This is a genomic window from Rhodococcus sp. DMU1 (genome assembly GCF_012272955.1).
Taxonomy (GTDB): domain Bacteria; phylum Actinomycetota; class Actinomycetes; order Mycobacteriales; family Mycobacteriaceae; genus Rhodococcus; species Rhodococcus aetherivorans.
The window spans coordinates 2,529,686-2,555,273 of the sequence record NZ_CP050952.1 but is presented as its reverse complement, the minus strand read 5'-3'; the positions used below and the strand labels follow the sequence as shown (position 1 = coordinate 2,555,273).

At 71.9% G+C, this 25,588-nt stretch carries 22 protein-coding genes; 1 reads left to right on the top strand and 21 read right to left on the bottom strand.

Annotation, left to right across the window (positions count from 1 at the left end):
* Window position 1 precedes the first annotated feature (1 nt).
* The 9 genes from dprA to HFP48_RS11955 all read right to left on the bottom strand — a co-directional run bounded on the left by dprA (window position 2) and on the right by HFP48_RS11955 (window position 8,957).
* A complete protein-coding gene (gene dprA, locus HFP48_RS11995; RefSeq protein WP_006937456.1) occupies window positions 2-1,126 on the bottom strand; it encodes a DNA-processing protein DprA in 1,125 nt (374 codons plus the stop codon).
* Window positions 1,123-2,631: a YifB family Mg chelatase-like AAA ATPase gene (locus HFP48_RS11990; RefSeq protein ID WP_006937457.1), complete on the bottom strand. Its 1,509-nt coding sequence runs from the start codon at window positions 2,629-2,631 to the stop codon at window positions 1,123-1,125. The genes dprA and HFP48_RS11990 overlap by 4 nt, the downstream gene beginning before the upstream one ends.
* Complete coding sequence (locus HFP48_RS11985; protein ID WP_006937458.1) at window positions 2,631-2,987, bottom strand: YraN family protein; 357 nt, start codon at window positions 2,985-2,987, stop codon at window positions 2,631-2,633. The genes HFP48_RS11990 and HFP48_RS11985 overlap by 1 nt, the downstream gene beginning before the upstream one ends.
* Window positions 2,988-3,205: 218 nt before the next feature.
* Entirely contained in the window at window positions 3,206-3,520 is a 315-nt protein-coding gene (locus HFP48_RS11980; protein WP_003939014.1) for a DUF2469 domain-containing protein, read from the bottom strand.
* A 37-nt stretch (window positions 3,521-3,557) separates the two neighbouring features.
* Window positions 3,558-4,256: a ribonuclease HII gene (locus HFP48_RS11975; RefSeq protein ID WP_006944319.1), complete on the bottom strand. Its 699-nt coding sequence runs from the start codon at window positions 4,254-4,256 to the stop codon at window positions 3,558-3,560.
* Window positions 4,253-5,011, bottom strand: coding sequence for a signal peptidase I (gene lepB / locus HFP48_RS11970; RefSeq protein ID WP_044476372.1), 759 nt, complete (start codon window positions 5,009-5,011; stop codon window positions 4,253-4,255). Before lepB ends, HFP48_RS11975 begins: the two co-directional genes overlap by 4 nt.
* A 108-nt stretch (window positions 5,012-5,119) precedes the next feature.
* A complete protein-coding gene (rplS, locus tag HFP48_RS11965; RefSeq protein WP_003939017.1) occupies window positions 5,120-5,461 on the bottom strand; it encodes a 50S ribosomal protein L19 in 342 nt (113 codons plus the stop codon).
* 85 nt (window positions 5,462-5,546) lie between these two features.
* Window positions 5,547-6,452: a hypothetical protein gene (locus HFP48_RS11960; RefSeq protein ID WP_029543207.1), complete on the bottom strand. Its 906-nt coding sequence runs from the start codon at window positions 6,450-6,452 to the stop codon at window positions 5,547-5,549.
* A 147-nt stretch (window positions 6,453-6,599) separates the two neighbouring features.
* Complete coding sequence (locus tag HFP48_RS11955) at window positions 6,600-8,957, bottom strand: Tex family protein (protein WP_006931083.1); 2,358 nt, start codon at window positions 8,955-8,957, stop codon at window positions 6,600-6,602.
* Window positions 8,958-9,073: 116 nt separating this feature from the next.
* On the opposite strand from HFP48_RS11955, the gene HFP48_RS11950 reads away from it, so the two are divergent.
* Window positions 9,074-10,030: a hypothetical protein gene (locus HFP48_RS11950; protein ID WP_006933696.1), complete on the top strand. Its 957-nt coding sequence runs from the start codon at window positions 9,074-9,076 to the stop codon at window positions 10,028-10,030.
* A 10-nt stretch (window positions 10,031-10,040) separates the two neighbouring features.
* Here HFP48_RS11950 and trmD read toward each other — a convergent pair whose 3' ends face one another.
* The 12 genes from trmD to smc all read right to left on the bottom strand — a co-directional run bounded on the left by trmD (window position 10,041) and on the right by smc (window position 25,582).
* Window positions 10,041-10,742 carry a tRNA (guanosine(37)-N1)-methyltransferase TrmD gene (gene trmD / locus HFP48_RS11945; RefSeq protein ID WP_006933695.1) on the bottom strand — a complete coding sequence of 234 codons (702 nt, stop codon included), beginning with the start codon at window positions 10,740-10,742 and terminating at the stop codon, window positions 10,041-10,043.
* Window positions 10,743-10,748: 6 nt separating this feature from the next.
* Window positions 10,749-11,306 (bottom strand): ribosome maturation factor RimM, encoded by a 558-nt coding sequence (gene rimM, locus HFP48_RS11940; protein ID WP_029543205.1) that lies wholly within the window; start codon window positions 11,304-11,306, stop codon window positions 10,749-10,751.
* Between the two features lie 10 nt (window positions 11,307-11,316).
* Complete coding sequence (locus tag HFP48_RS11935) at window positions 11,317-11,559, bottom strand: RNA-binding protein (protein WP_006933693.1); 243 nt, start codon at window positions 11,557-11,559, stop codon at window positions 11,317-11,319.
* Entirely contained in the window at window positions 11,559-11,999 is a 441-nt protein-coding gene (gene rpsP, locus HFP48_RS11930; protein ID WP_006933690.1) for a 30S ribosomal protein S16, read from the bottom strand. Before rpsP ends, HFP48_RS11935 begins: the two co-directional genes overlap by 1 nt.
* A gap of 176 nt (window positions 12,000-12,175) precedes the next feature.
* Window positions 12,176-12,922 (bottom strand): type II CAAX endopeptidase family protein, encoded by a 747-nt coding sequence (locus HFP48_RS11925; protein WP_006933689.1) that lies wholly within the window; start codon window positions 12,920-12,922, stop codon window positions 12,176-12,178.
* Window positions 12,919-14,013, bottom strand: coding sequence for an amidohydrolase family protein (locus HFP48_RS11920; protein WP_006933685.1), 1,095 nt, complete (start codon window positions 14,011-14,013; stop codon window positions 12,919-12,921). Before HFP48_RS11920 ends, HFP48_RS11925 begins: the two co-directional genes overlap by 4 nt.
* Before the next feature lie 6 nt (window positions 14,014-14,019).
* The gene (gene ffh / locus HFP48_RS11915) at window positions 14,020-15,600 is read right to left on the bottom strand and encodes a signal recognition particle protein (protein ID WP_006933683.1); all 1,581 of its coding nucleotides are present in this window, start codon (window positions 15,598-15,600) and stop codon (window positions 14,020-14,022) included.
* A 102-nt stretch (window positions 15,601-15,702) separates the two neighbouring features.
* On the bottom strand, window positions 15,703-18,216 hold the full coding sequence (locus HFP48_RS11910; RefSeq protein ID WP_168579550.1) for a [protein-PII] uridylyltransferase: 2,514 nt from the start codon (window positions 18,214-18,216) through the stop codon (window positions 15,703-15,705).
* Complete coding sequence (locus HFP48_RS11905; RefSeq protein ID WP_168579549.1) at window positions 18,206-18,544, bottom strand: P-II family nitrogen regulator; 339 nt, start codon at window positions 18,542-18,544, stop codon at window positions 18,206-18,208. Before HFP48_RS11905 ends, HFP48_RS11910 begins: the two co-directional genes overlap by 11 nt.
* Before the next feature lie 43 nt (window positions 18,545-18,587).
* Window positions 18,588-19,895, bottom strand: coding sequence for an ammonium transporter (locus tag HFP48_RS11900; protein WP_029543203.1), 1,308 nt, complete (start codon window positions 19,893-19,895; stop codon window positions 18,588-18,590).
* Between the two features lie 471 nt (window positions 19,896-20,366).
* On the bottom strand, window positions 20,367-21,950 hold the full coding sequence (ftsY, locus tag HFP48_RS11895) for a signal recognition particle-docking protein FtsY (protein ID WP_168579548.1): 1,584 nt from the start codon (window positions 21,948-21,950) through the stop codon (window positions 20,367-20,369).
* Window positions 21,947-25,582 (bottom strand): chromosome segregation protein SMC, encoded by a 3,636-nt coding sequence (smc, locus tag HFP48_RS11890; protein ID WP_029543202.1) that lies wholly within the window; start codon window positions 25,580-25,582, stop codon window positions 21,947-21,949. The genes ftsY and smc overlap by 4 nt, the downstream gene beginning before the upstream one ends.
* Between the last annotated feature and the right edge of the window lie 6 nt (window positions 25,583-25,588).

Below are 25,588 nucleotides of genomic sequence, written 5' to 3'. Positions count from 1 at the left end.
GTCACACGCTGCGCGCCCAGCCGGCCCCCTCCCGCTGCACGTGTCCCTCCAGCTCGAGCAGCGGCAACGCCGCCCGCACCCGCTCCACGAGCAGCCCCGACGCCTCCGACAGCTGCTGCACCGACACCGCCCCCACCGCCGGCAGGGCCTCGTACACGGACGCCATGTCGCCCGAGAGCCCGTCGAGCGCACGCGCCCACCGCCCGTCGCCGTCGTCGCTCACGCCCATCGGGCCGATCTCCTCGACGACTTCGCGCGCGGTGCCCACCAGCCGCGCCTCCTGCTCCCGGATCATTCGATGACAGCCCTGCGACGCCGCCGACGTCACAGGCCCCGGCACCGCCAGCACCGGACGCCCCAGCCGCCGCCCCCACGCCGCCGTGTTCCGCGCCCCGCTGCGCCATCCCGCCTCCACCACCAGCACACCTCCGCCGAGCGCGGCGACCAGCCGATTGCGGGCCAGGAACCGGAACCGCGCCGGCACCGTCCCGGGCGGATACTCGCTGACCACCGCCCCGTGCTCGGCGATCTGCCGCAGCAACCCGGTGTGCGCCGCCGGATACGCCCGGTCCACCCCGCACGCGAGCACCGCCATCGTCGCGCCGCCGACCCCCAGCGCCGCCCGATGCGCCGCGGCATCGACCCCGAAAGCCGCCCCCGACAGCACCGCCCACCCGTCCATCGCCAGGTCCCCGGCGATCTCCGCGGTCACGTTCTCCCCGTAGCCGCTCGCCGCACGCGTGCCGACCACGGCGACGGACCGCTCGACCAGCTCGTCGATCCGCCGCCGACCCACCACCCACAGCGCCACCGGCGCCGCATCGGTGTCCGCGCCGTCGAGGCCGTCGAACGCCAGCAACTGCCACGCCGGCCACTCCGCGTCGTCCGGCGTCACCAACCGTCCACCCAGCCGCGCGACGAGCTCGAGATCCTGCGCCGCCGAGTCGAGATGGGCACGTGCGACGGTGCGACGGCGTAACGCGCCGCCGATCGAGCCGTCGCGCACGGCCGCGGCGACCGCCTCCGGGCCGTCCGCCTCGATCGCAGCATTCAGCATCCGCGACGCACCCTGGGCGACCGTCGACAGGTACGCCCACGCCAGCCGGCGCGGCTCCGCCGCGCTCACGCCGTCCCCCGATCCCGGAAATCCAGCGCCGCCGCCACCTGCACCTCACCCGGTGCGTCCAGTTCGGCCAGGTCCGCCAACGTCCAGGCGACGCGCAACGCCCGATCGGCACCGCGGGCGGTGATCGCGCCCTTCCGCAGCGCCCATTCGACCGGCTTGAGCGCAGCGGCGGGCAGGCGGAACTTCTGCCGGAGTGCAGGGCCGGGCACCTCGGCGTTGGTGCTCCAGCCGTGGACCCCCCACCGCTCGGCCGCCGCGGCCCGGGCGCGGGCCACTCGGGCGCGGACGTCCTCGGTGCTCTCCCCCGCCTCCCCCATGAGGGCGCCGGTGGCCACCGTCTCCATCCGGACCCGCAGGTCCACTCGGTCCAGCAGCGGACCCGACAGCCTGCCCAGGTAGCGACGTCGGGCGGTGGGCGGGCACACGCAGTCGGCGTCGCGCGGCGGGGCACACGGGCACGGATTGGCGGCGAGGATCAGCTGGAACCGCGCCGGATAGCGCGCGACGCCGTCGCGGCGGGCGATCCGCACCTCGCCGTCCTCGAGCGGGGTCCGCAGCGCCTCGAGCGCCTTGGTGCCCATCTCGGCGACCTCGTCGAGGAACAGCACGCCCCGGTGTGCACGGCTGACCGCGCCGGGTTTGGCCATGCCGCTGCCCCCACCGACGAGCGAGCTGACCGAGGCGGTGTGGTGTGGAGCGATGAACGGCGGGTCGGTGACGAGCGGCCGGTCCGCCGACAGGGTTCCGGCGACGGAGTGGATCGCGGTCACCTCGAGCGCCTGTTCCTCCGTCAGCGCCGGCAGCACGCCGGGAAGCCGCTGGGCGAGCATCGTCTTCCCGATTCCGGGTGGGCCGGTGAGCATCAGGTGGTGCGCGCCGGCGGCGGCGATCTCGATGGCCCGTCGCGCCTCGTGCTGACCGACCACCTCGCTCATGTCCGCCCGCCCCGGCCGCTCCCCCACCGGCCGGGGACCGGGCCGCTCGAGGGGGCCGTCTCCGCGCAGCCACAGCACCACCTCGGTGAGGGTGTCCGCCCCGTAGATGTCGATGCCGTCGACCAGCCCGGCCTCGGACATCGTGGAGGCCGGGACCACCACCCGCTCCCACCCGGCGCGTTTGGCGGACAGCACCGCCGGCAGTACCCCGCGCACCGATCGCACCCGGCCGTCGAGCGCCAGCTCTCCGAGCAGAACCGTCCGCGAAACACCCTCGGGCGGAATCGACTTGGCGGCGTTGAGCACCGCACACGCGAGGGCGAGGTCGTACACGCTGCCCACCTTCGGCAGCGTCGCCGGCGACAGGGCCAGCACCACGCGCGAATCCGGCCATTCACCACCGGAATTCGTCACCGCCGCGCGCACCCGATCCCGGGACTCCTGCAGCGCGGTGTCGGGCAGGCCCACCATCTTCACTCCCGGCAGGCCGCGGCCGATGTCGGCCTCGACTTCCACGACCTGCCCGTCCACCCCCGTGACGGCCACCGAGTACGCCTTCCCCAGCGCCATCACAGCACCTGCCGCCGGTGGGTGATCAAGGGTTCGCCCCGCTGTGGGAGCAGCACCGTGACCACGTCGACCCGCACCCGCCGCCACCGTTGCTGCCGGCCGGACAACCACAGCGCGGCCAGTCGGCGGATCCGGTCCGCCTTCACCGCGGTCACCGCCTCGGCGGGCGTGCCGTATCCAAGGCCGGTGCGGGTCTTGACCTCCACGAACACCACCGTGTCGCCGTCCTCGGCGATCAGATCGAGTTCCCCGTACCGGCTGCGCCAGTTCCGCGCGAGCACCACCATGCCCGCCGACTCGAGAAACTCGGCCGCCAGGTCCTCCCCCAGCGCCCCCACCTGCTGATTGCGTCCCATCCCCGTCCCTCCCTGTGTGGCGACCACTGTGCGCCACGCGAAGGTCCTCCGCGGTCCGCACCGGGCCGGATCACGAAATCTGTGGATGAACTCGCCGGGTGTGGACAACTTCGGCCGACGCGGAGGAGGCCCGGAACGGCACGTGGCCGAATGTCACACCGCTTCGATCAGATCGAAGGAATGTGACATTCGGCCACGTACGGGAGGTCGTAGGGGTGCTACCCCAGCTTGTCGGGCAGGCGCAGGTCCGGCTTGTCGAGCTCTTCGATGTTGACGTCCTTGAAGGTGATGACCCGGACGTGCTTGACGAAGCGGGCGGGGCGGTACATGTCCCACACCCACGCATCGGACATGCGCACTTCGAAGTACACCTCGCCGCCGGAGTTGTGCGGCAGCAGCTCGACCGCATTGGCGAGATAGAACCGTCGCTCGGTCTCCACGACGTACGCGAACTGACCGACGATGTCCCGGTACTCCCGGTACAGCGAGAGCTCCATCTCGGTTTCGTACTTCTCGAGATCCTCGGCACTCATCGGTCTCGGTGTCCTCCCGTTCTGGTGTGTTGATCCATCATCCCGCATCCGCCTCGTCGGAGCCGAATCGGCCGGGGCCGGCGTCGTCGCCGAGGAGGGCGGCAACGTTGGCGTACCGCAGCCGATGCTCCCGGCTGGGGCCGAGGTCCCGCAATGCCGCCATGTGCGCGGGGGTGCTGTAGCCCTTGTGGACGGCGAAGCCGTAGCCGGGCAGTTCGCCGTCGAGGTCGACCATGATCCGGTCCCGGGTGACCTTGGCGAGCACGCTCGCCGCCGCGATGCAGGCCGCCGCGGCGTCGCCGCCGATGACCGGCAACGACGGCGCCGGCAGGCCGGGCACGCGGAAGCCGTCGGTGAGGACGTACCCGGGCGCGACGGACAGCCGCATCACCGCGCGGCGCATGCCCTCGATGTTGGCCACGTGCACGCCGATGACGTCGATCTCGGCCGCCGGCACGATCACCACGCTCCACGCCACCGCGCGACGGCGGATGATCGGGAACAACTCCTCGCGGGTCTTCTCGGTGAGCCTCTTGGAGTCGTCGAGGCGCGCGAGCGACGGGTGCGGTTTGGGATCGAGGATGCAGGCGGCGACGACCAGCGGCCCGGCGCAGGCGCCGCGGCCGGCCTCGTCGACACCCGCGACCGGCCCGAGCCCGCACCGCACGAGCGTCGACTCCATGGTGCGCAGGCCCGCGGACCTGCGGATCACGGCACGCGGCGGCCACGACGTCACGGTTGCTGGATCTCCGGGGAATCGATGGTGCCCCACCGCGACGGCGGCAGGACGATGAACCGGGCCTTGCCGATCACGTTGTCGATCGGGATGGTGCCCTGGTTCTCGTCGGCGACGTGGTAACGGGAGTCCGCGGAGTTCGAGCGGTTGTCGCCCATGACCCAGAGGTGACCGTCCGGCACGGTGACCGGCCCGAAGCACCGGCCCGAGCGCACCTCGGTCTCGCAGGTGACCACGCCGGGTGTGAACGGGAAGTCCATCTCGATGTACGGCTCGTCGAGGGGCTTGCCGTCGACGAGGACGCGGCCCTGGTCGTCGCAGCATTCGACGGTCTGCCCGCCGACGGCGATCACACGCTTGACGAGGTCGTTCTCGTCGGGCGGGACGAGTCCGACGAGGGATCCGACCTCCTGCACGCCGCGGATCACGACGTTGTCGGAGCGGGTGGAGACGTAGCCGGTGGACCAGGAGTCGGGGCCACGGAAGACCACGACGTCGCCGGGCCGGGGGTCGCCGAAGCGATAGCCGATCTTCTCGACGACGATCCGGTCGCCGGTGCAGCCGGGGCAGCCGTGCAGCGTGGGTTCCATCGACTCCGAGGGGATGAGGTAGACCCGCGCGACGAAGGTCTGGAGCAGGAAGCTCAGCACGAGTGCGACGAGGATCAGGACGGGCAGTTCCCGCAGGAACGACTTCTCCTTCTTGTCCTGTTTCCGATCGCGTTCGGGCGTGTCGTCGGTGCTGCGCTGCTGCATCTCCGGCACGGCCGGGTCTCGCGATGAATCTGCCACCGAATCAGAGTAGCCCGGCCCGGAACGAATCCGGACCGGGCTACTCGGGGCCTGGCGGTCAGCGCGACGAGGTCAGCGCTTTTCCTTGATCTTGGCGGCCTTGCCCCGCAGCTCGCGCAGGTAGTACAGCTTGGCGCGACGCACGTCACCGCGGGTGACGACCTCGATCTTGGCGAGGTTGGGGCTGTGCACCGGGAAGGTCCGCTCGACGCCGACGCCGAACGACACCTTGCGCACGGTGAAGGTCTCGCGGATGCCACCGTTCTGGCGACGGATCACGACGCCCTTGAAGACCTGCACGCGCTCCTTGGAGCCCTCGATGACCTTCACGTGCACGTTCAGGGTGTCGCCGGCACGGAAGTCCGGAATGTCGTCGCGCAGGGACTTGGCGTCCAGGAAGTCCAGGGTGTTCATCGGTTGTCATCCTCGCTTGTTCGCATGAGCAGAGGAACCGAGCGGCATCCGCCGGAAGGCGGTGCTCGACTGGTTCGTGCCCAGGTCAGGTATGCGTGCCCGAGCCGGGCAACCCGTCAATTGTGCCAGACGGTGCCGGGGTGGCGGAAATCGGCGGGGGCGCGGCGTGCACCGTGCGGGCCAGTTCGGCTTCGGCGGCGACGCGGGAGTGCTCGACGGCCCCGTGCACGGTGTCCATCGTCGGTTTGCCCGCGACGAGGTCCTGCACGAAGATCTTCGCCCGGATCACCGGGCGCCGATAGCGCCTCTCGCGTTCGATCGCGCGGCGCATCTTGCGGACCTTGCCGCTGTAGCGCCACCGCGCCCAGGGGGCGCCGGGCCGCGACAGGCGCACCGCGCCGATCACCAGGAGCGGGAAGACGAACAGGCCGATCAGGCCCGTCCAGATCTTGCCCTTGGCCAGCACGACCGCCGCGAGGGCGAGATTTGCGAGCGCGGAGAGGGCGATCAGCGTGCGGGTGACCCACGACGGGTCCTCCCGGAAGTTGGTGACGTCGGCGAACTCGAGGGGCTGCAGGCCGAGCAACACCAGGCCGGTGACGGCGATCGCGACGAAGACCGCATCCACCGAGACGCGTCCCTCCTGCTCCCAGTACACGTCGTTGAGATAGAAGATCAGGGCGAACTCGTCGAGCACGAGCGCGGTCCCGATGCCGAAGAGCGTGGCCAGGGCCGCTCCGGTGGTCTGCGTGCCGTCCTCGTAGACCGCGATCAGGGACCCGCCCGCGATCACCATGGTGACCACGCCGAACACCACGTGGTGCACGTGGTGCCCGCCGGGGGTGACATTGCCGGGCCACCAGCGCACCTGGGCGCGGATCATGCGGACGCTGAATCGGATGAAGAGGAACGCGAGGAGGAATCCGAGCAGGAAGAACAGCAGCGGCAGCCGCCCGCGCTCGATGATCTCGCGCTGCAGCCACTCGGTCACCGCAGTCACCGCGCAATCGCCCTCGGAACGCCGTCGACGAGGCGGAGCGGGTCCTTCGGCGCGCGGCCGGTCGTCACCGTGGGCTGCATGCTCCCGAGGATGTCAGGAACCGGGCCGCGCCGGTAGTCGGCGCGGCCCGGGGCGCATCTACTTGCCGAATCCGGCACGCCGCAGCGCGTCCGCCATCGATCCGGCGGCGGGCGCGGCGTCCTGGCGACGGTCGCCGCGGCGGCCGCCCTGCCCCTGCCGCTGTCCGCCCTGCCGCTTCCCACCCTGCCGCTGGCCGCCGGGCCGGCGCCCGCCGCGGTCCTGCGGACCGCCCGGGTCGGCACCGCCGGCGGGGGCACCGGGGGCGGGGATCTCGTCGTCGAGGCGCAGCGTCAGGCTGATCCGCTGCCGGGGCACGTCCACGTCGAGCACCTTGACCTTGACCACCTCGCCGGACTTGACGACGTCGTGCGGGTCCTGGACGAAGCTGCGGGACATCGCGGACACGTGCACGAGGCCGTCCTGATGCACCCCGACGTCGACGAACGCGCCGAACGCCGCGACGTTGGTGACCACACCCTCGAGCACCATGCCGGGCTTCAGGTCGGCGACCTTCTCCACGCCGGCGGCGAACGTCGCGGTCTTGAACTCCGGGCGCGGGTCGCGGCCCGGCTTCTCGAGCTCGGCGATGATGTCGGTGACGGTGGGCAGGCCGAAGCGGTCGTCGACGAACTCCGCCGGCCGCAGCCGGCGCAGCACCGCGGTGTTGCCGATGAGCTCGCGCACGTCGCCGCCGTTCCGTTCGACGATGCGCCGCACCACCGGGTACGCCTCGGGGTGCACGCTCGAGGTGTCGAGCGGGTCGTCGCCGTTGGGAATCCGCAGGAAGCCGGCGCACTGCTCGAACGCCTTCGGACCGAGGCGCGGCACGTCCGTGAGGGCCTTGCGGGTGCGGAACGGGCCGTGCTGGTCTCGATGGGCGACGATGCTCTCCGCGAGGGACGAGGCGATGCCCGACACCCGGGCGAGCAACGGCACCGAGGCGGTGTTGACGTCCACGCCGACGGCGTTCACCGCGTCCTCGACGACCGCGCCGAGGGAGCGGGCGAGCATCGTCTCGGACACGTCGTGCTGGTACTGGCCGACGCCGATGGACTTGGGATCGATCTTGACGAGCTCGGCGAGCGGGTCCTGCAGGCGCCGGGCGATGGACACCGCACCGCGGATCGACACGTCGAGATCCGGCAATTCCTTCGACGCGTACGCCGACGCCGAGTACACGGACGCGCCGGCCTCGGACACCACGATCTTGGTGAGATTCGTGGCACCGGACTTGGCGATCAGCTCGGTGGCGAGGGCATCGGTTTCGCGGGAGGCGGTGCCGTTCCCGATCGCGATCAGTTCCACCCCGTGCTGCGCGACGAGCCGCGCGAGGGTGGCCAGGGCCTGGTCCCACTTGTTGTGCGGCTGGTGCGGGTAGATCGTGTCGTGCGCGACAACCTTACCGGTGGCGTCGACGACGGCGACCTTGGTGCCGGTGCGGAAGCCGGGGTCGAGTCCCATCGTCGGCCGGGTGCCGGCGGGGGCGGCGAGCAGCAGGTCGCGCAGGTTGGCGGCGAACACGTCGACGGCGTCCTTCTCGGCGGACTGCCGCAGCCGCATACGGGTGTCGAGGGCCAGGGAGACCAGCAGCTTGGTGCGCCACGCCCAGCGGACGGTGTCGAGGAGCCACTTGTCGGCGGGCCGGCCCTCGTCGGCGATGCCGAAGCGGGCGGCTATGCGGCCTTCGAAGTAGGTGCGCTGCCCGGGCTCGGGTTCCTCGGTGTCCGGCTCGAGCGACAGGCTGAGTACCTCCTCCTTCTCGCCGCGCAGCACCGCGAGGATGCGGTGCGAGGGCAGGTCGGTGAAGGGCTCGGAGAAGTCGAAGTAGTCGGCGAACTTGGCGCCCTCGGTTTCCTTGCCGGGACGCACGGTGGACTTCAGCTGTCCGCGGGTCCACATCGCGTCACGCAGTTCGCCGACGAGGTCGGCGTCCTCGGCGAAGCGTTCGACGAGGATGGCGCGGGCGCCGTCGAGCTGTTCGGCGCTGTACTGCGCGGGATCGGTGGTGGGGTCGCCGATCAGGGCGTCGGCGACGGGCTCGTGGCCGGCCTCCCGCGCGATCTGCGCCTTGGTGCGCCGCTTCGGCTTGAACGGCAGGTAGATGTCCTCGAGCCGGGCCTTGGTGTCGGCGAGGAGGATCTGCGTGCGCAGCTCGTCGTCGAGCTTGCCCTGCGACTCGATGGATTCGAGCACCGCGGTGCGGCGCTCGTCGAGCTCACGCAGGTATCGCAGGCGTTCCTCGAGCTGCCGGAGCTGGGCGTCGTCGAGCGCGCCGGTGACCTCCTTGCGGTAGCGCGCGATGAACGGCACCGTTGCGCCGCCGTCGAGCAGGTCGACCGCCGCGGCGACCTGACCTTCCCGGACGTCGAGTTCCTCGGCGATGCGTTGATTCACGGTCTTGAGAGCGGTCGTCACAGCGGTCGACCCTACCGTTATCCTTCCTCCGCCCTCGGTGACGCGCGTGGGCGCGCCCGTCTCCGAGGTGGACGGTGGGGCGAGCTCGCCGGACAATCGACTACAGGAGCGTGGGAATGTCCCGGGTGCGCGGCGGCCGCTGGGCGGTGCTGGCGCTGTCGTTGCTGACGGCGGCGACGGTGGGTGCGTGCGGCCCGGAGCCGGTCGTGTCGCCGGTCGCCCTGCCGTCCGCCGCCGTCGAGTCCCCGGGCCCGCTGGAACCGTTCGGTTCGCTGCCCGACCGGATGACGGCCGCGGCGGCGACCGCCGCCGGACGCGGCGCCGACGTGACGATCGCCGCGCTCGATCGTCGGACCGGGCGCCGAGTCGTCGGGGGCGTCGACGCGCCGATCGAGACCGCGTCGGTGGCCAAGCTGTTCATCGCCGACGACCTGCTGTACCGGGCGGCGACCGGCGAGTTGCCGCTCGGCGGCAGTGACTACGACCGGATCACCGCGATGCTCGAGTCTTCGGACGACTCGGCGGCGAACGACCTGTGGTTCCGGCACGGCGACTCGGAGATCGTCGAGCGCACCGCCGCACGGCACGCGTTCACCGGCACCGTCGCGCCCGCGGACGGGCTGTGGTGGAACACCGTCACCACCGCGTCGGACCTGCTCACCTGGTACGCGGACCTGCTCGACGGCACGGGCGGGCTGGACGAGTGGGGCCGCGCGACGATCGTCGGGCACCTGCGGGCCGCCGCTCCGGTCGGCGCCGACGGGTACGACCAGCATTTCGGGTTGCCGGACGGGCTGGTCGACACGACGGGACTCGGCGTGAAGCAGGGCTGGATGTGCTGCCTCGACGGGCGCTGGATCCACCTGTCCACGGGGTTCGTCGGCGAGGACGAGCGGTATGTGCTGGTGGTGCTCGCCCGCGAGCTCGTGCATTACGACGACGGCGACGACCGGTGGGCCGATCTGCCGGACACGGCGCTGTTCGACGTGACCGGGGATGCGAGTGCGCAGCACGCGCGGGACACGGTCACCGAGGTGGTCCGCACGGTGTTCGGCGGCGCCGGCGCGCACTGACCGTGACCGGTCAGTCGGCGAGCAGGTCGGGTCGGCGTTCGCGGGTGCGCTCGAGCGCCCGCTCCCGACGCCATGCGGCGACCTTGGCGTGGTCCCCGGACAGCAGCACCGGCGGCACCTCGAGGCCGCGCCAGCTGACGGGGCGGGTGTAGCTGGGGCCCTCGAGGAGGCCGTCGGAGAAGGAGTCCTCCTGGTGGGACTGCTGATTGCCGAGAACGCCGGGCAGCAGTCGCACGACGGCCTCGGTCATGACGAGGACGGCGACCTCGCCGCCGATGAGGACGTAGTCGCCGATGCTGACCTCTTCGACCCGGACCCGGCGGGCGGCGTCGTCGAAGACGCGCTGGTCGATGCCCTCGTAGCGGCCGCAGGCGAACACGATGCGCTTCTCGCCGGCCCAGCGCTGCGCGGTGGCCTGGTCGAACGGCACGCCGGCCGGGGTGGGGACGACGAGCAGCACGTCGGGGTCGGGTTCGCCGTCGGGGCCGGCGAGCACGTCGTCGAGGGCGGGCCCCCACACCGTGGGCTTCATGACCATGCCCGGTCCCCCGCCGTACGGGGAGTCGTCGACGGCCTTGTGCACGTCGTGGGTCCAGTCCCGCAGGTTGTGGATCCCGACGGAGACGAGGCCCTTGTCGATGGCCTTGCCGAGCAGCGCGACGCGCAGCGGCTCGAGGTATTCGGGGAAGATGGTGACGACGTCGAATCGCACGGGAGGTCATGTCTCCGAGCCGAAGTCGGGGTCGAGCAGACCCTCCGGCGGGTCGATCTCGATGACGCCGCCCGCGAGCGACACCGTCGGCACGATCGCGGTGACGAACGGGATCAGCAGTTCGCGCCGTTCGTCGCCGGCCGGGCGGACGGCGAGCAGTTCGCCGGCGGCGGTGTGCAGCACCTCGCGAACGGTACCGATCTCGGTGCCGGCGTCGGGCCGGCCCGCGACGATGCGTACGGCCAGGCCCTCGAGCTCGTGGTCGTAGAACTCGTCCGGGTCGTCGGACGGCGGCAGGTCGGCGCTGTCGACGAGGAACAGGGTGCCGCGCAGGGCGTCGGCGGCGCTGCGGTCGGCGATCCCCCGCAGGCGCAGCAGAAGCCGCCCGGAGTGTTCCCGGGCGGCTTCCACCGTGTACGTCTGCAGGGTCTGCTCGCGGGGCTTGCGGCCGTGCAGCACGGCGCCGACGGCGAAGCGCTCCTCGGGTTCGTCGGTGCGAACCTCGACGACCACCTCACCCTTGATGCCGTGCGACTTGGCGACACGGCCCACCACGAGCTCCACCGCGGCGCGCCTACTGGTCGGTGTCGACGACGTCGACGCGGATCCCACGGCCCCCGATGCCGGAGACGAGGGTCCGCAGGGCGGTCGCGGTGCGGCCGCCGCGGCCGATGACCTTGCCGAGATCGTCGGGGTGCACGTGCACCTCGACGGTGCGCCCCCGACGGCCCGTGATCAGCTCGACGCGCACGTCGTCGGGGTTGGCGACGATCCCACGGACGAGATGCTCGACGGCATCGGCGACAACGGTGCTCATTACTCGGCAGCCTCGGTGGACACGGAGGACTCCTCCGCGGTGTCTTCCTTGGCGGCCTTCTTCTTCTTGGGCGTGACGGCCTCGGCAGCCGGCGCGTTCTCGGCCTGAGCGAGGGCGGCCTGGAACAGCTCGAGCTTGGACGGCTTCGGCTCGGCCTTGCGCAGGGTGCCCTCGGTGCCGGGGAGACCCTTGTACTTCTGCCAGTCGCCGGTGATCTTGAGGAGGTTCTCGACCGGCTCGGTCGGCTGCGCACCGACGCCGAGCCAGTACTGGGCCCGCTCCGAGTCGATCTCGATCAGCGAGGGCTCTTCCTTCGGGTGGTACTTGCCGATGGTCTCGATGGCGCGGCCGTTGCGGCGGGTGCGCGAGTCGGCAACCACGATGCGGTACTGCGGGTTGCGGATCTTGCCGAGACGGGTGAGCTTGATCTTGACAGCCACTGCTGTGAATCTCCTTCAGCGCATGCGAAATACGCCTGTCACGTGCAATTCGGACGACGTGCCCTTCTGGCACGCCCGGTTTTGCCTCTATCCTGTGACCGCCGCGCGGTACGTAACCGGATGCGACGACAGCGATCCATTCTGCCAGATCCGCTCGCCGGGACGAAAACGGGAGGTCAGAGCAGAAACAGCAGGCTCAGCGCGGGCAGGGTGTTGTTGAGCGAGTGCGCCACCCAGGAGGAGAACACCGACCCGCCGCGCAGCCGCGCGAACCCCATCGCCGCTCCGCCCCACAACAGAACCGGCAGCCGCCACCACTCCTGATGCCACATGGCGAACACGACGGTGGTGATCGTCAGGACGCCGATCGGGCGTCCCCACCATCGCTCGGGCCGGCGTTCGAGCGCCCCCCAGAGCATGCCGCGGAACATCAGCTCCTCGCCGAGCGGGGCGCCGAACCACACCCAGGCCACGAGCAGCAGTTTCCACACCGTGGGCAACCCGACCAGGGCGGTGAGCGGGGAATCGGCGGCGTCGATGCCGAGGGCGACGACGAGGATCGCTGCCAGGATCAGCGCGCCGAGCAGCGCGATTCCCCCGCCGAGCAGACCGATTCCGAGCTGGTTGCGGAACTCGGGCCACGACCGCGGCAGTCCGAAGTCGGCGACGGGTCCGCAGCCACGCCACACGCTGAACGCCACGGCCGCCGCCCCCGCGAGCAGGGTGGGGGCCATGATGGCGAGCACGTATGTCTCGGCGACGAAGCCCTCCCCGGCCAGGACCGGTCCCAGCGTGAAGCCGGCGAGGTTCACGGCCAGCACCACCAGCGCGGCCGGGAGGCCCCACCGGTGCGCGGGGGGCGAGGGCGCGGGCCGGGGCGGGGCCGCAGCGGTCTCCGGGTCGGGTGGCTCGGGGACGGTCATGCGAAGGCGGCGCGGCGGGTGACGACGGCACCCCGGAGCATCACCAGGCCCGGCCGGGCCAGCACGTCCGGCCCGGTCCGCGGATCCAGCTCGTACACCGTCAGGTCGGCGGGGGCGCCCGGCTCGAGGCTCGGATGCCCCAGCCAGGCCCGGGCCGTCCAGCTGGCGGCGCCGAGCGCCTCGGTCGGGGTCAGCCCCACCTTGCCGAGGGCGGCGACCTCGTCGGCGATGCGACCGTGCCGCACCGAGCCGCCGGCATCGGTGCCGGCGTAGATCGGGATCCCGGCGTCGTGGGCGGCGCCGACGGTGTCCGCGACACGGGCGTGCAGGTCCCGCATGTGCGCCGCGTAGACCGGGAACCGGGTGGCCGAGTCGGCGATCTCGGGAAAGTTCTCGATGTTGACCAGGGTCGGCACGAGGACCGTGCCCTGCGCGGCCATGGTGGCGATCGTGTCGTCCGTCAGCCCGGTGCCGTGTTCGAGGCAGTCGATGCCGGCGGCGAGCAGGCCGGGCAGCGCGTCCTCCCCGAACACATGGGCGGTCACGCGCGCTCCCGCGCGGTGGGCCGCGGCGATCGCCTCGACGAGGATCCCGTCCGACCACAGCGGCGCGAGATCGCCGGTGCCGCGGTCGATCCAGTCGCCGATGAGCTTGACCCAGCCGTCCCCCGCGCGGGCCTGGCGAACCACCTCGTCCGGCAGCTGCGATTCGTCTTCGAGGTCGACGGGCAGCCCGCGGATGTAGCGCTTGGGGGCGGCGATGTGCCGTCCCGCGCGCACGATCCGCGGCAGGTCGGCCCGCTCGTCGAGGTGCCGGGTGTCGACCGGGGATCCCGCGTCGCGCAGCAGCAGCACCCCGGCGTCGCGCTCGGTGACGGCCTGCGCGATCAGCCCGTCCGCGTCCTCCGCGCCGCCGCCGAAGCGGATCCCGACGTGGCAGTGGGCGTCGACGAGACCGGGCAGGATCCAGCCGTCGGCGGTGAGCAGCTCGGCCCCGGGGATCGGCTCGGCGGCGAACGTGCCGTCGTCGCCGATCCACAGCTCGATCGGTTCGCCGTCCGGCAGGGACCGTCCGCGCAGGGTGAACGCCACGGCGGACTACTTCTTCGGCAACTTCAGCTGCGAGAGGTCGAAGTTCTCGAGACCGGGCGGCAGCTCGTCGAGGCCCTTCGGCATCTTCGACAGGTCCGGGAACCCGGCGGGCATCCCGCCCATGCCGGGCATGCCGGCGGGCATGCCACCGGGGAATCCGCCCTTGATCTTCGGCGGGGTCGGCCCGCGGCCGCCCTTCTTGCCCTTCTTGCCCTTCTTCGCGCGCTGCGGCTTGCGGGACCCGGGCATGCCCATGCGCCCGGCCATCGCGGCCATCATCTTGCGGGCTTCGAAGAACCGGTCGACGAGCTGGTTGACGTCGGAGACCTTGACGCCGGAGCCGTTGGCGATGCGCAGCCGCCGGGAGGCGTTGATGATCTTCGGGTTGGCGCGTTCCGCCGGCGTCATGCCGCGGATGATCGCCTGGATCCGGTCGAGCTGCTTCTCGTCGACGTTCGCGAGGGCGTCCTTCATCTGTCCCGCACCCGGCAGCATGCCGAGCAGGTTCGCGATCGGGCCCATCTTCCGCACGGCCATCATCTGCTCGAGGAAGTCCTCGAGGGTGAGTTCACCGGAGCCGATCTTCGCGGCGGTGGCCTCGGCCTGCTCGGCGTCGAAGACCTGCTCGGCCTGCTCGATGAGGGTGAGCACGTCGCCCATGCCGAGGATGCGGCTGGCCATGCGCTCGGGGTGGAAGACGTCGAAGTCCTCGAGCTTCTCACCGGTCGACGCGAACAGGATCGGCTGACCGGTCAGCTCGCGGACGCTGAGCGCGGCACCGCCGCGGGCGTCGCCGTCGAGCTTGGTGAGCACCACGCCGGTGAAGCCGACACCGGCGCGGAACGCCTCGGCGGTGCTCACGGCGTCCTGGCCGATCATCGCGTCGAGCACGAACAGCGTCTCGTCGGGCTGCACGGCGTCGCGGATGCCGGCGGCCTGGGCCATCAGCTCCTCGTCGATGCCGAGGCGGCCGGCGGTGTCGACGATGACCACGTCGTAGTGCTTGGCGCGGGCCTCGGCGACGCCGTCGCGGGCGACGTTCACCGGGTCGGCGGCGGTGATGCCGAGCGGGTTCTCGCCGCCGCCGATGGAGGTGCCGGGGTGCGGGGCGAACACGGACGCACCGGCGCGTTCACCGACGATCTGCAGCTGGGTGACCGCGCCGGGCCGCTGCAGGTCACAGGCGACCAGCAGCGGGGTGTGGCCCTGGTCCTTGAGCCACTTGGCGAGCTTGCCGGCGAGGGTGGTCTTACCGGAGCCCTGCAGACCGGCGAGCATGATCACCGTGGGCGGGGTCTTGGCGAACTGCAGCCGCCGGGTCTCGCCGCCGAGGATCCCGACGAGTTCCTCGTTGACGATCTTGACGACCTGCTGGGCGGGGTTCAGCGCGCCGTGTACCTCGGCGCCCTTGGCTCGTTCCTTGATCTTGGCGATGAACGAGCGCACCACGGGCAGGGCGACGTCGGCCTCGAGCAGCGCCAGGCGGATCTCCCGGGCGGTCGCGTCGATGTCGGCGTCGGAGAGGCGCCCCTTGCCGCGCAGGTCCTTGAGGGCTCCGGTCAACCTGTCGGAAAGGGATTCGAACACCGAATGCGCTCCTGGGTCTGGCGAAGATGCGGACAGTTCTGCGCTCCAGGGTAGCCGCTCGCGGCACGAGTTCTCGCACGTGCACGAGCGGCCGCCCCGCCCTCAGCCCTTGTCCTCGGGTTTCTTCGGCTCCGGAGCGGGCACCACGGCGAGCACCGCCCGCTCGACCCGCTCCCGGTTCTCCCGGGTGTCGGAACCTCCCAGATCGATGCAGAACGCGTCCACGACGGTGCGGCCGAGGGTGGAAACCCGGGCCCAGCGCACGTCGGTGCCGCACCGTTCGAACGCGTCCGCGAGCCGGCACAGCATGCCCAGCCGGTCCTCGGCGCGCAGCTCGAGGATCGCCTGCCCCGGATCCGGGGCGTCGATCCAGATCAGGTGCGGCGGCGCCTGCGCGTAGGTGCCCGGCACGGCCCGCTCCGGGCGTTCGGGCAGCTGCGCCTCCCGCGCCGCCTGCTCCTTCGCGTCGAGCGTGGCGAGCAGGTCGAGGTCCCCGGCGCGGGCCCGGATGAGTTCCTGCCGCAGCAGACCCGCCGGCGGCGGGGCCCCGAACAGCGGCGCGACGGCGAAGCTGTTGACCGCACTACCGGCGTGGCTGCCCACCGAGGCGGACAGCACGCGCAGGCCGTGCAGGGCCAGCACCCCGGCGGCGTCGGACAGCAGGCCCGGCTCGTCGGGCGCGACCACCGTCACCGTGTAGGCGTGCGGGTTCTCGCCGGGTTGGAGCTCGACGTGGATGCCGCCCTGTTCCGCCTGCTCGGCGAGCTGGGGGTCGATCGGGTCCGGTCTCGGCAGCTCCTCCCCCGCCATCACCAGCCGGCAGCGCCGGACCAGCTCCCGGATGAGCGCCGCCTTCCAGTCGCCCCACACCCCCGGGCCCGTCGCGAGCGAGTCCGCCTCGGCGAGGGCGTGCAGCAGCTCGAGCAGCACCGGGTCGCCGTCGATGGCCTCGACGACGGACTCCACCGTGGCGGGGTCGTCGAGGTCACGGCGGGTCGCGGTGTGCGGAAGCAGCAGATGGTGGCGGACCAGCGCGGACAGCACGGCGACGTCGGACGGCCACAGGCCCATCCGGCGGCCGATCTGGGTGGCGAGTTCCGCGCCGACGACGCTGTGGTCGCCGCCGCGACCCTTGCCGATGTCGTGCAGCAACGCCCCGAGCACCAGCAGGTCGGGGCGTGCGACGCGGGTGGTCAGCCCGCCGGCGTACACCGCGGTCTCCACCAGGTGCCGGTCCACCGTCCAGGTGTGCACGGCATCGCGCGGGGGCAGATCCCGCACCGCCCCCCATTCGGGGAGCAGCCGGCCCCACAGTCCCGTCCGGTCGAGCGCCTCGATCGGGTCGATCGCGCGGGTTCCCGAGCCGAGCAGCACGAGCAGGTCGTTCAGCGCGGTGCGCGGCCACGGTTCCCGCAGTTCGGGGGCGCTGTCGGCCAGGCGGCCGAGGGTGGACGCGGAGATCGGCAGGTCGTGCTGCGCTGCGGCCGCGGCGACCCGCGTGATCAGGCCGGGGTCCTTGCGCGGGTGCGCGTCGCGGGCCAGCGTCACTTCGCCGCCGTGTTCCACCACACCCTCGTCGAGCGGGCGCCGGACGGGGACGCGGCGCAGCCGGGACAGGCCCTTGCGGGGCAGCGAGTTTCCTGCCGTGCGTACCCCGACCTCCACCGAGTAGCTCACGGTCCGGGCCGCCTCGGTCAGCACGCGGGCCAGGTCGAACCGGTCCCCGATGCGCAGGGCGGCGCCGATCTCGTCGGCATCCTGGGCGCGCAGCTGGTCGCGGGCCCGGCCGGCGACGCGGTGCAGCTCGGTGCGCACGTCCAGCAGGCGGCGGTGCGCGGCCGCGAGCCCGCCGCCGGGAACGTCGGGCCCGAGCCCGGGCATGCCGTCGGTGAGCTGCGCGACGGACAGTGCGTTGAGCAGTTGCACGTCCCGCAGCCCGCCGCGGCCGCTCTTGAGGTCGGGTTCGGCCCGGTGCGCGATCTGCCCGCTGCGTTCCCACCGGGCCTCGGTCAGGGCGATGAGCTCGTCGAACCGGCTGCGGATGCCGGTGCGCCACTGCCGCCGCACGCCGCCGATCAGCAGATTGCTCAGTTCGAGGTCGCCGGCGATGTGCCGGGCTTCGAGCAGGCCGAGCGCGGCGGTCAGGTCGGACGCGGCGACCTGCAGGGCCTGCGGGACGGTCCGGACGCTGTGGTCGAGCTTGATGTGCGCGTCCCACAGCGGATACCAGAGCCGGTCGGCGACCCGGGACACGACAGCGGGGTCCATGTCGTCGTGCAGCAGGACCAGATCCAGGTCGGAGTAGGGGAGCATCTCGCGGCGGCCGAGGCCGCCGACGGCGACGATGGCGAAGCCGCAGTCGGGCTTGATTCCGAGTTCGGTTCCCTTGGTGACGAGCCAGAACTCGTGGAGATCGACGAGGGCGTGGCGGAGGGCGGGGGCGTCGAGCCGGCGGTTGCGGGTGCCGCCGGCGAGCAACTGGGTACGAGCCCGGGCGAGGTCGGTGGCGGCGGTGCCGGTTCCGGCCGGCCCCGGAGACACCGGCGGCCCCGATCCCGCCGCGGAGGCAGCGGGACCAGGGCCGCGAGTTCCGGACCCCTTCGGGTCAGAGTGCATCGGCGCCTCGTTCACCGGTGCGCACTCGGACGACCGTTTCGACCGGGGTGACCCACACCTTGCCGTCGCCGATCTTGCCGGTGCGGGCGGCCTCGACGATGGTCTCGACCACCTTGTCGACGGCGGCGTCGTCGACGACGACCTCGACGCGGACCTTGGGAACGAAGTCGACGGAGTACTCGGCTCCGCGGTAGACCTCGGTGTGGCCCTTCTGGCGACCGTATCCCTGCACCTCGCTGACGGTCATGCCAAGCACACCCGCCTGCTCGAGGCCTGCCTTGACGTCCTCGAGGGTGAACGGCTTGACAATTGCCGTGATCAGCTTCATATCCTCATCCCTTCCCAGTCTCCAGTGCCCTGATGTCTTCTTATCACTTGAGGGCGGCGGCGAAGTCGTATGCCGACTCCGCATGCTCGGCCTCGTCGATGCCGCGCGCCTCTTCCTCCTCCGACACCCGCCAGCCGAGCGGCTTGAGCGCGAAGGCGACGATCGCGGTGATGATGCCGGTGTAGACCAGGGCGAAGACTGCGATGACGATCTGGATCACGAGCTGCTTGTAGTCGCCGCCGTAGAACAGGCCCGTCTCGGTGCCGAGGAACCCGATCGCGATGGTGCCCCACAGGCCCGCGACGAGGTGCACGCCGACGACGTCGAGCGAGTCGTCGTAGCCGAACTTGTATTTCAGGCCGACCGCCAGCGCGGACAGGACGCCGGCGATCGCGCCGAGCACGATCGAACCGACAGGGCTGAGCGCACCGGCGGCCGGAGTGATGGCGACGAGGCCGGCGACGGCACCCGAGGCGGCACCGAGGCTGGTGCCCTTGCCGTCGCGGATGCGCTCGGTGAGGAGCCAGCCGAGGATCGCGGCGGCCGCGGCGGTGGTGGTGTTGACCCAGGCCAGGCCGGCCACACCGTCGGCGGCGAACGCGGAACCGGCGTTGAAGCCGAACCAGCCGAACCACAGCAGGGCGGCACCGAGCATGACGAACGGCAGGTTGTGCGGACGGAAGGCGGTGCGGCCGAAGCCCGCGCGCTTGCCGATGATCAGCGCCAGGACGAGCGCGGCAATGCCGGCGTTGATGTGCACGACGGTGCCGCCGGCGAAGTCGATGGGCGCGACGGTCGCGACGAGCCCGCCTTCTCCGTCGTCGGAGGTGCCGAAGATCTTGGCGGCGAGGCCGTCCGCGGAGCCGGAGAGCAGGCCGCCGCCCCACACCATGTGGGCGAGGGGGAAGTACGCGAGGGTGACCCAGATTCCGGAGAAGGCCAGCCAGGTGCCGAACTTCACGCGTTCGGAGAGGGCACCGCTGATGAGAGCGGTGGTGATGACCGCGAAGGTGACCTGGAAGCCGATGTCGATGATCTGCGGGTAGTCGCCGAGGCCGGGCAGGAACTCACCGGCGTCGTCGTAGATGGCACCCTGCAGACCGAACATCTGGAACGGGTTGGCGAAGATGCCCCCGATGTCCTCGGTGCCGTAGGACATCGACCAGCCCCACAGCACGTAGATCACCGCGATGACCGCCATTGCCCCGAAGGACATCATCATCATGTTCAGGACGGCCTTGGTGCGCGACATGCCGCCGTAGAAGAACGCCAGACCGGGCGTCATCAACAGCACCAGGGACGCCGATATCAGCATCCATGCCGCGTCGCCGGTGTTCACCACTTCCTCCACTGCAACCTCCCTGTTGGCCGCGCCGGTCAGCGCGTCGTCGAGAGAAGAATGCTGTGGTGATGTTTCGGCCGGAGCGCCGCGCTGTTTCGGCGGAGTGAACGCAAATCGGACATGTGTTTCGTTCCTGTTTCGCGGCGCATCCACCGGCGCCGGCGGCCGAACCGGGTCCGTCGCACGGCGTTTCGCGGCGGTGCTCACGCGAGCGGGGAAGGGGTGGATCGGGACGGATCGCGACCCGAGCCGGGACGGACCCGGCGGGACCGGGTGGCCAGCGCGGCGAGCTCCCGTAGGAGCCTCTCGTCGCTGCTTCCCCGTCGCCACCCGCCCCGCGGGATCCGTCCGGCACCTGTTTCTACCGAACCGGAGTGGCAGATGGGAACCGAGTGACGATTTGTGACCTTTCCGTGACCAAAACCGGCCACCCGGTCGGAGGCCGGGTGGCCGGTGGTGAGCTGGCGGTGGTGCGGTGGATCAGCCCAGCAGGGCGTCGACGAATGCGCCCGGCTCGAACGGCGCGAGGTCGTCCGCGCCCTCACCGAGACCGACGAGTTTCACGGGGACCCCGAGCTCGTGCTGGACCTGGAAGACGATCCCGCCCTTGGCCGTGCCGTCGAGCTTGGTCAGCACCACGCCGGTGATGTCCACGACCTCGGCGAACACGCGCGCCTGCATCAGGCCGTTCTGCCCGATCGTCGCGTCGAGCACGAGCAGCACCTCGTCGACCGCGGCCTTCTTCTCCACGACCCGCTTGACCTTGCCGAGCTCGTCCATCAGACCGGTCTTGGTGTGCAGCCGGCCGGCGGTGTCGATGAGCACGGCGTCTACACCCTGATCGGTGCCCCTGGCGACGGCGTCGAAGGCGATCGCGGCCGGGTCGCCTCCCTCCTTGCCGCGCACGACCTCGGCGCCGACCCGCTCGGCCCACGTCTGCAACTGGTCGGCGGCGGCCGCACGGAAGGTGTCGGCGGCGCCCAGCAGGACGCGGCGGCCGTCGGCGACGAGGACCCGGGCGAGCTTGCCGGTGGTGGTGGTCTTACCGGTGCCGTTGACCCCGACGACGAGCAGCACCGCCGGGTGATCCTGGTGCGGCAGCGCCCTGATCGACCGGTCCAGCTCCGGGTGCAGCGCCTCGACCAGCACGTCCCGCAGGACGGCCCTGGCCTCGGCCTCGGTGCGCACACTGCGGGCGGCCATCTGCACCCGCAGCCGCTCGACGATCTGGGTGGTGGTGGCGGCACCGAGGTCGGCGATCAGCAGGGTGTCCTCGATCTCCTCCCACGAGTCCTCGTCGAGGTCGCCGCCGCCGAGCAGGCCGAGCAGGCTCTTGCCCACCGCCGACTGCGACCGGGCAAGTCGGCCGCGCAACCGGTCCAGCCGGCCCTCGGTCGGGGCGATCTCCTCGATCGGGGGAACGAGCGGGACAGCCGCTACCTCGGGCTCGGCGGTCGGCGGCGGGGCCACCTCGGGTTCGACGGCGGGTGCCGGCGGAGCTTCCTCGACCGGCGGGACGACCTCGACCGGCGCAACTTCCTCGACCGGCGCAACTTCCTCGACCGGCGGGACGACCTCGGACGGCGCCGGGGCGGTCTCCGGCTCGACGTCCGGGACGGGCTCGACCCTGGGGGCCGGTTCCACGGTGGGGGCGGCGCCGGCCTCCGGGGCCCGCTCGGGCTCCACCCGGGGTTCGACCGTCGGCGCCGGAGCCTCCGACACCTCCTGGGGCAGTGACACGACCTTCGGTTCCGGCACCACCGTCGATTCCGGAGCGACCGGCGGTTTGGGGGACGCGGGCGGTTCCGGGACCACCGGCGGTCTCGGAACCGGCCGCTCGACCGGCTGGGGCGGCGCGGTCGCGGTCGCCCCCTGGGTGAAGCTGAAGCCGCCCGCGGCCTTGTAACCGCCGGAACGATCCTTCTGCTCGGCGGTGCCGAGCTGCGGCGTCTGCTCGGCCGTCAGCGACACCCGCCGTCTCCGGTACAGGGTCAGGCCGACGACGAGCGCGACGAGGAGGACGGCAAGTGCCGCCGCGATGGCTATCCAGGCTCCGGTACTCACGCCCCCATACTGTCAGGCGCAACGGCCGCGCTCAGCTCTGGGCGAGAAAGATCCTGACCACGCATCCGCTGCGAGATGACGCGGGTGATGCCGTCGCCGCGCATGCTGACCCCGTACAGGGCGTCGGCGATCTCCATCGTCGGCTTCTGGTGGGTGATGACGATGAGCTGGGACTTCTCCCGAAGCTGCTCGAACAGCCCGATGAGCCGGCGCAGGTTGGTGTCGTCGAGAGCGGCCTCCACCTCGTCCATGACGTAGAACGGGGACGGCCGGGCCCGGAAGATGGCGACGAGCATGGCCACCGCCGTCAGCGACTTCTCGCCGCCGGAGAGCAGCGACAGCCGCTTGACCTTCTTGCCCGGCGGCCGGGCCTCGACCTCGATGCCGGTGGTGAGCATGTCCGACGGATCGGTCAGCACGAGGCGGCCTTCGCCGCCGGGGAAGAGCTTGGCGAACACCTGCTCGAACTCGCGCTCGACGTCCGCGTACGCCTCGGTGAACACCTGCAGGATGCGGGCGTCGACGTCGGCGACCACGCCGAGCAGGTCCTTGCGGGCGTTCTTGACGTCCTCGAGCTGCGTGGCGAGGAAGTTGTACCGCTCCTCGAGCGCGGCGAACTCCTCGAGCGCCAGCGGGTTGACCTTGCCGAGGGTCGTCAGGTCCTTCTCCGCGCGCTTGGCGCGCCGCTCCTGGGTGGCGCGGTCGTACGGCTGCGGCTGCGGCGCGACGACCTGTTCTCCGCGTTCCCGCGCCTGTTCGAACTCGGCGATCTCGAGGTCGGACGGTGGCAGCGGCACCTCGGGGCCGTACTCGGCGACCAGATCGTCGGGCGCGATGGCGTACTGCTCGACGACGGCCTGCTCGAGCTGTTCGATCCGCAGCGCGGCCTGCGCGCGGGCGACCTCGTCCCGGTGCACCGCGTCGGTGAGCTGGGCCCGCTGCGCGGAGAGGTCGCGCACCCGCTCCTTGACCTTGTCGAGCTGTTCGGCCCGCTCGGCGCGCTGACGGGTCAGCTCGTCCCGGTGGGCGGAGGCCGCGGCGACCACCTCGTCCAGGTGGGCCGCGACCCGGGCGCCGGACTCGGCCACGGCCGCGGCGACGGCCGCGGCCTGCTTGCGGGCGCGCTGTGCCCGTTCGGCCCGGGCCCGCGCCTCGCGCTCGGCCTGGGCTGCGCGGCGCAGCGAGTCCGCCTTGCCGCGCAGCGCCTGGGCGCGCTCCTCCGCGGTGCGGGCCGCGAGCCTCGCCTCCATCTCGACGGCCCGGACCTCGGCGAGGGCAGCGGCGGCGACCTCTCGGTCGACTGCCGTCGAGTCGGTGCCCGGATCGGCGCCCGCGTCGCTCTGTTCCTGTTCGGCCAGTCGCAGCCGCTCCTCGAGCTCGACGACCTCGCGGCGGGCCGTGTCACGCTCCGTCTCGGCGTTGGTGCGCTGCGCCGCGAGGCGCTCGGACTCGGCGTGGGCGGCGCGCGCGGCCTGCCCGAGCCGGCCGAGCTGCTCGTACACCGCGGACATCGCGGCGTCGGATTCGTTGAGGGCCGCGAGGGTCTGTTCGGCCACCTCGGCGCGGGCCGCCTGTTCGGCCAGGGCGCCGGCGAGAGCCGCCGAGAGTTCCTCGGAGCGCCGGACCGCGCGGTCGAGGTCGGCGCGGGACGCGTCGATCGCGGCCTGGACCTCGAGGGTGCTCGGCGCGCGCCCGGATCCACCGACGACCCAGCCCGAGCCGGCGAGGTCACCGCTCCGGGTCACTGCCCGCAGTTCGGGGCGCACGTGGCACAGTTCGATCGCGGAGCGCAGGTCGTCCACGACGACGGTGCGCGCCAGCAGCGCGTCGAGTCCGCCGCGCAGTTCCGGCGGGCAGTCGATCACGTCCCGCACCCAGCGCGTCCCGTCGGGCAGGCTCGCCGGCTCGGCCGGCGCGGTGGTGCCCCCGGCGACGAACGCGACCCGGCCCTGGTCGGCGTCCACCAGCGCGGCGACGGCCGCGGCCGCCGCCGGGACCGAATCCGCGGCCAGCGCGTCCGCGGCCGGGCCCATCGCCGCTGCGACGGCGACCTCGTAGCCGGCCTCGACCCGGACGCGTTCCGCGAGGGGACCCGACAATCCCAGGTCGGGGCGGTGCTCGAGAAGCCAGGCGGCGCCGTCCTTGCGTTCGAGACCCATCGCCAGCGCCTCGATGCGCGCCCCGAGGGAGGCGACCTCCTTGCCGGCCGCGCGCTCGGCGTCCTGCAGTTCCTTCAGGCGGGCGTCGGCGAGTCGCAGCGCCTCGAGGGCGCGTTCGTGCTGTGCGTCGGCGTCGATCTCGCCGGCGTCGAGGTCGTCGATGCGGGCCTGGGCCGTCTCGAACTCGGCCTGGGCGGCGACACCGCGCAGCCGGGCCTCTTCGATGGCGACGGTCAGCCGGGCCACCTCCGCGTCGATGGACTCGGCGCGGGTGCGCACGGTGTCGACCTGTCCGGCCAAGCGCGCGAGTCCCTCCCGCCGGTCGGCGACGGCCCGCACTGCGGCCAGGTGCGCCCGCTCGGCGGCCGCGGCGGCCTCCTCCTGGACGGCGAGCTGCTCCTTCGCGGCCTCGAGGGTGCCGTGGGCGACCTCGACGGCCTCGAGGAGTTCGGCCTCCTCTTCGGCGATGCGGTCGGCACGGGCCTCCATCTCGTCCGGATCCTGGCCGTCGCGGACCGCCGGGGCGGTGTCGAGGTGGCGGGCGCGTTCCTGGGCGATGCGCACGGTGGCGCCGAGACGTTCGGCGAGCGCGGAGAGCCGGAACCAGGTCTGTGACGCGGCCTCGGCGCCGGGAGTGAGTCGCGCGACCGCCTCCTCGTGGCGTGCGAGTTCGGCGTTGGCGTCGTCGAGCTCGGCGGAGACGTGGTCGAGTCGCTCGCGCAGGACGCGTTCCTGCTCGTCCTGGTCGGCGAACTCGGAGCGCCGGGTCACGAGGTCGTCGGCGGCGAGCCGCAGCCGGGCGTCGCGCAGGTCCGCCTGGATGGTCTGGGCGCGGCGCGCCACCTCGGCCTGGCGGCCGAGCGGCTTGAGCTGCCGGCGCAGCTCGGCGGTGAGGTCGGTCAGGCGCGCGAGGTTGGCCTGCATCGCGTCGAGCTTGCGGACCGCCTTCTCCTTGCGCTTGCGGTGCTTGAGGACTCCGGCGGCTTCCTCGATGAATGCGCGGCGGTCCTCCGGCCGGGACTCGAGGATGGCGGAGAGGCGGCCCTGACCGACGATGACGTGCATCTCGCGGCCGATGCCGGAGTCGGACAGCAGTTCCTGCACGTCCATCAGCCGGCACGAGTTCCCGTTGATCTCGTATTCGCCGGCCCCGTCGCGGAACATCCGCCGGGTGATGGACACCTCGGAGTATTCGATGGGCAGCGCGCCGTCCGAGTTGTCGATGGTGAGGGTGACCTCGGCACGGCCGAGGGGTTGCCGGCCGGCGGTCCCGGCGAAGATGACGTCCTGCATCTTGCCGCCGCGCAGCGCCTTGGCGCCCTGCTCCCCCATCACCCAGGTGAGGGCGTCGACGACGTTGGACTTGCCGGAACCGTTCGGCCCCACGACACACGTGATGCCCGGTTCGAACCGCAGAGTCGTCGCGGACGCGAAAGACTTGAAGCCCTTGAGCGTCAGACCCTTCAAATACATGTGCGA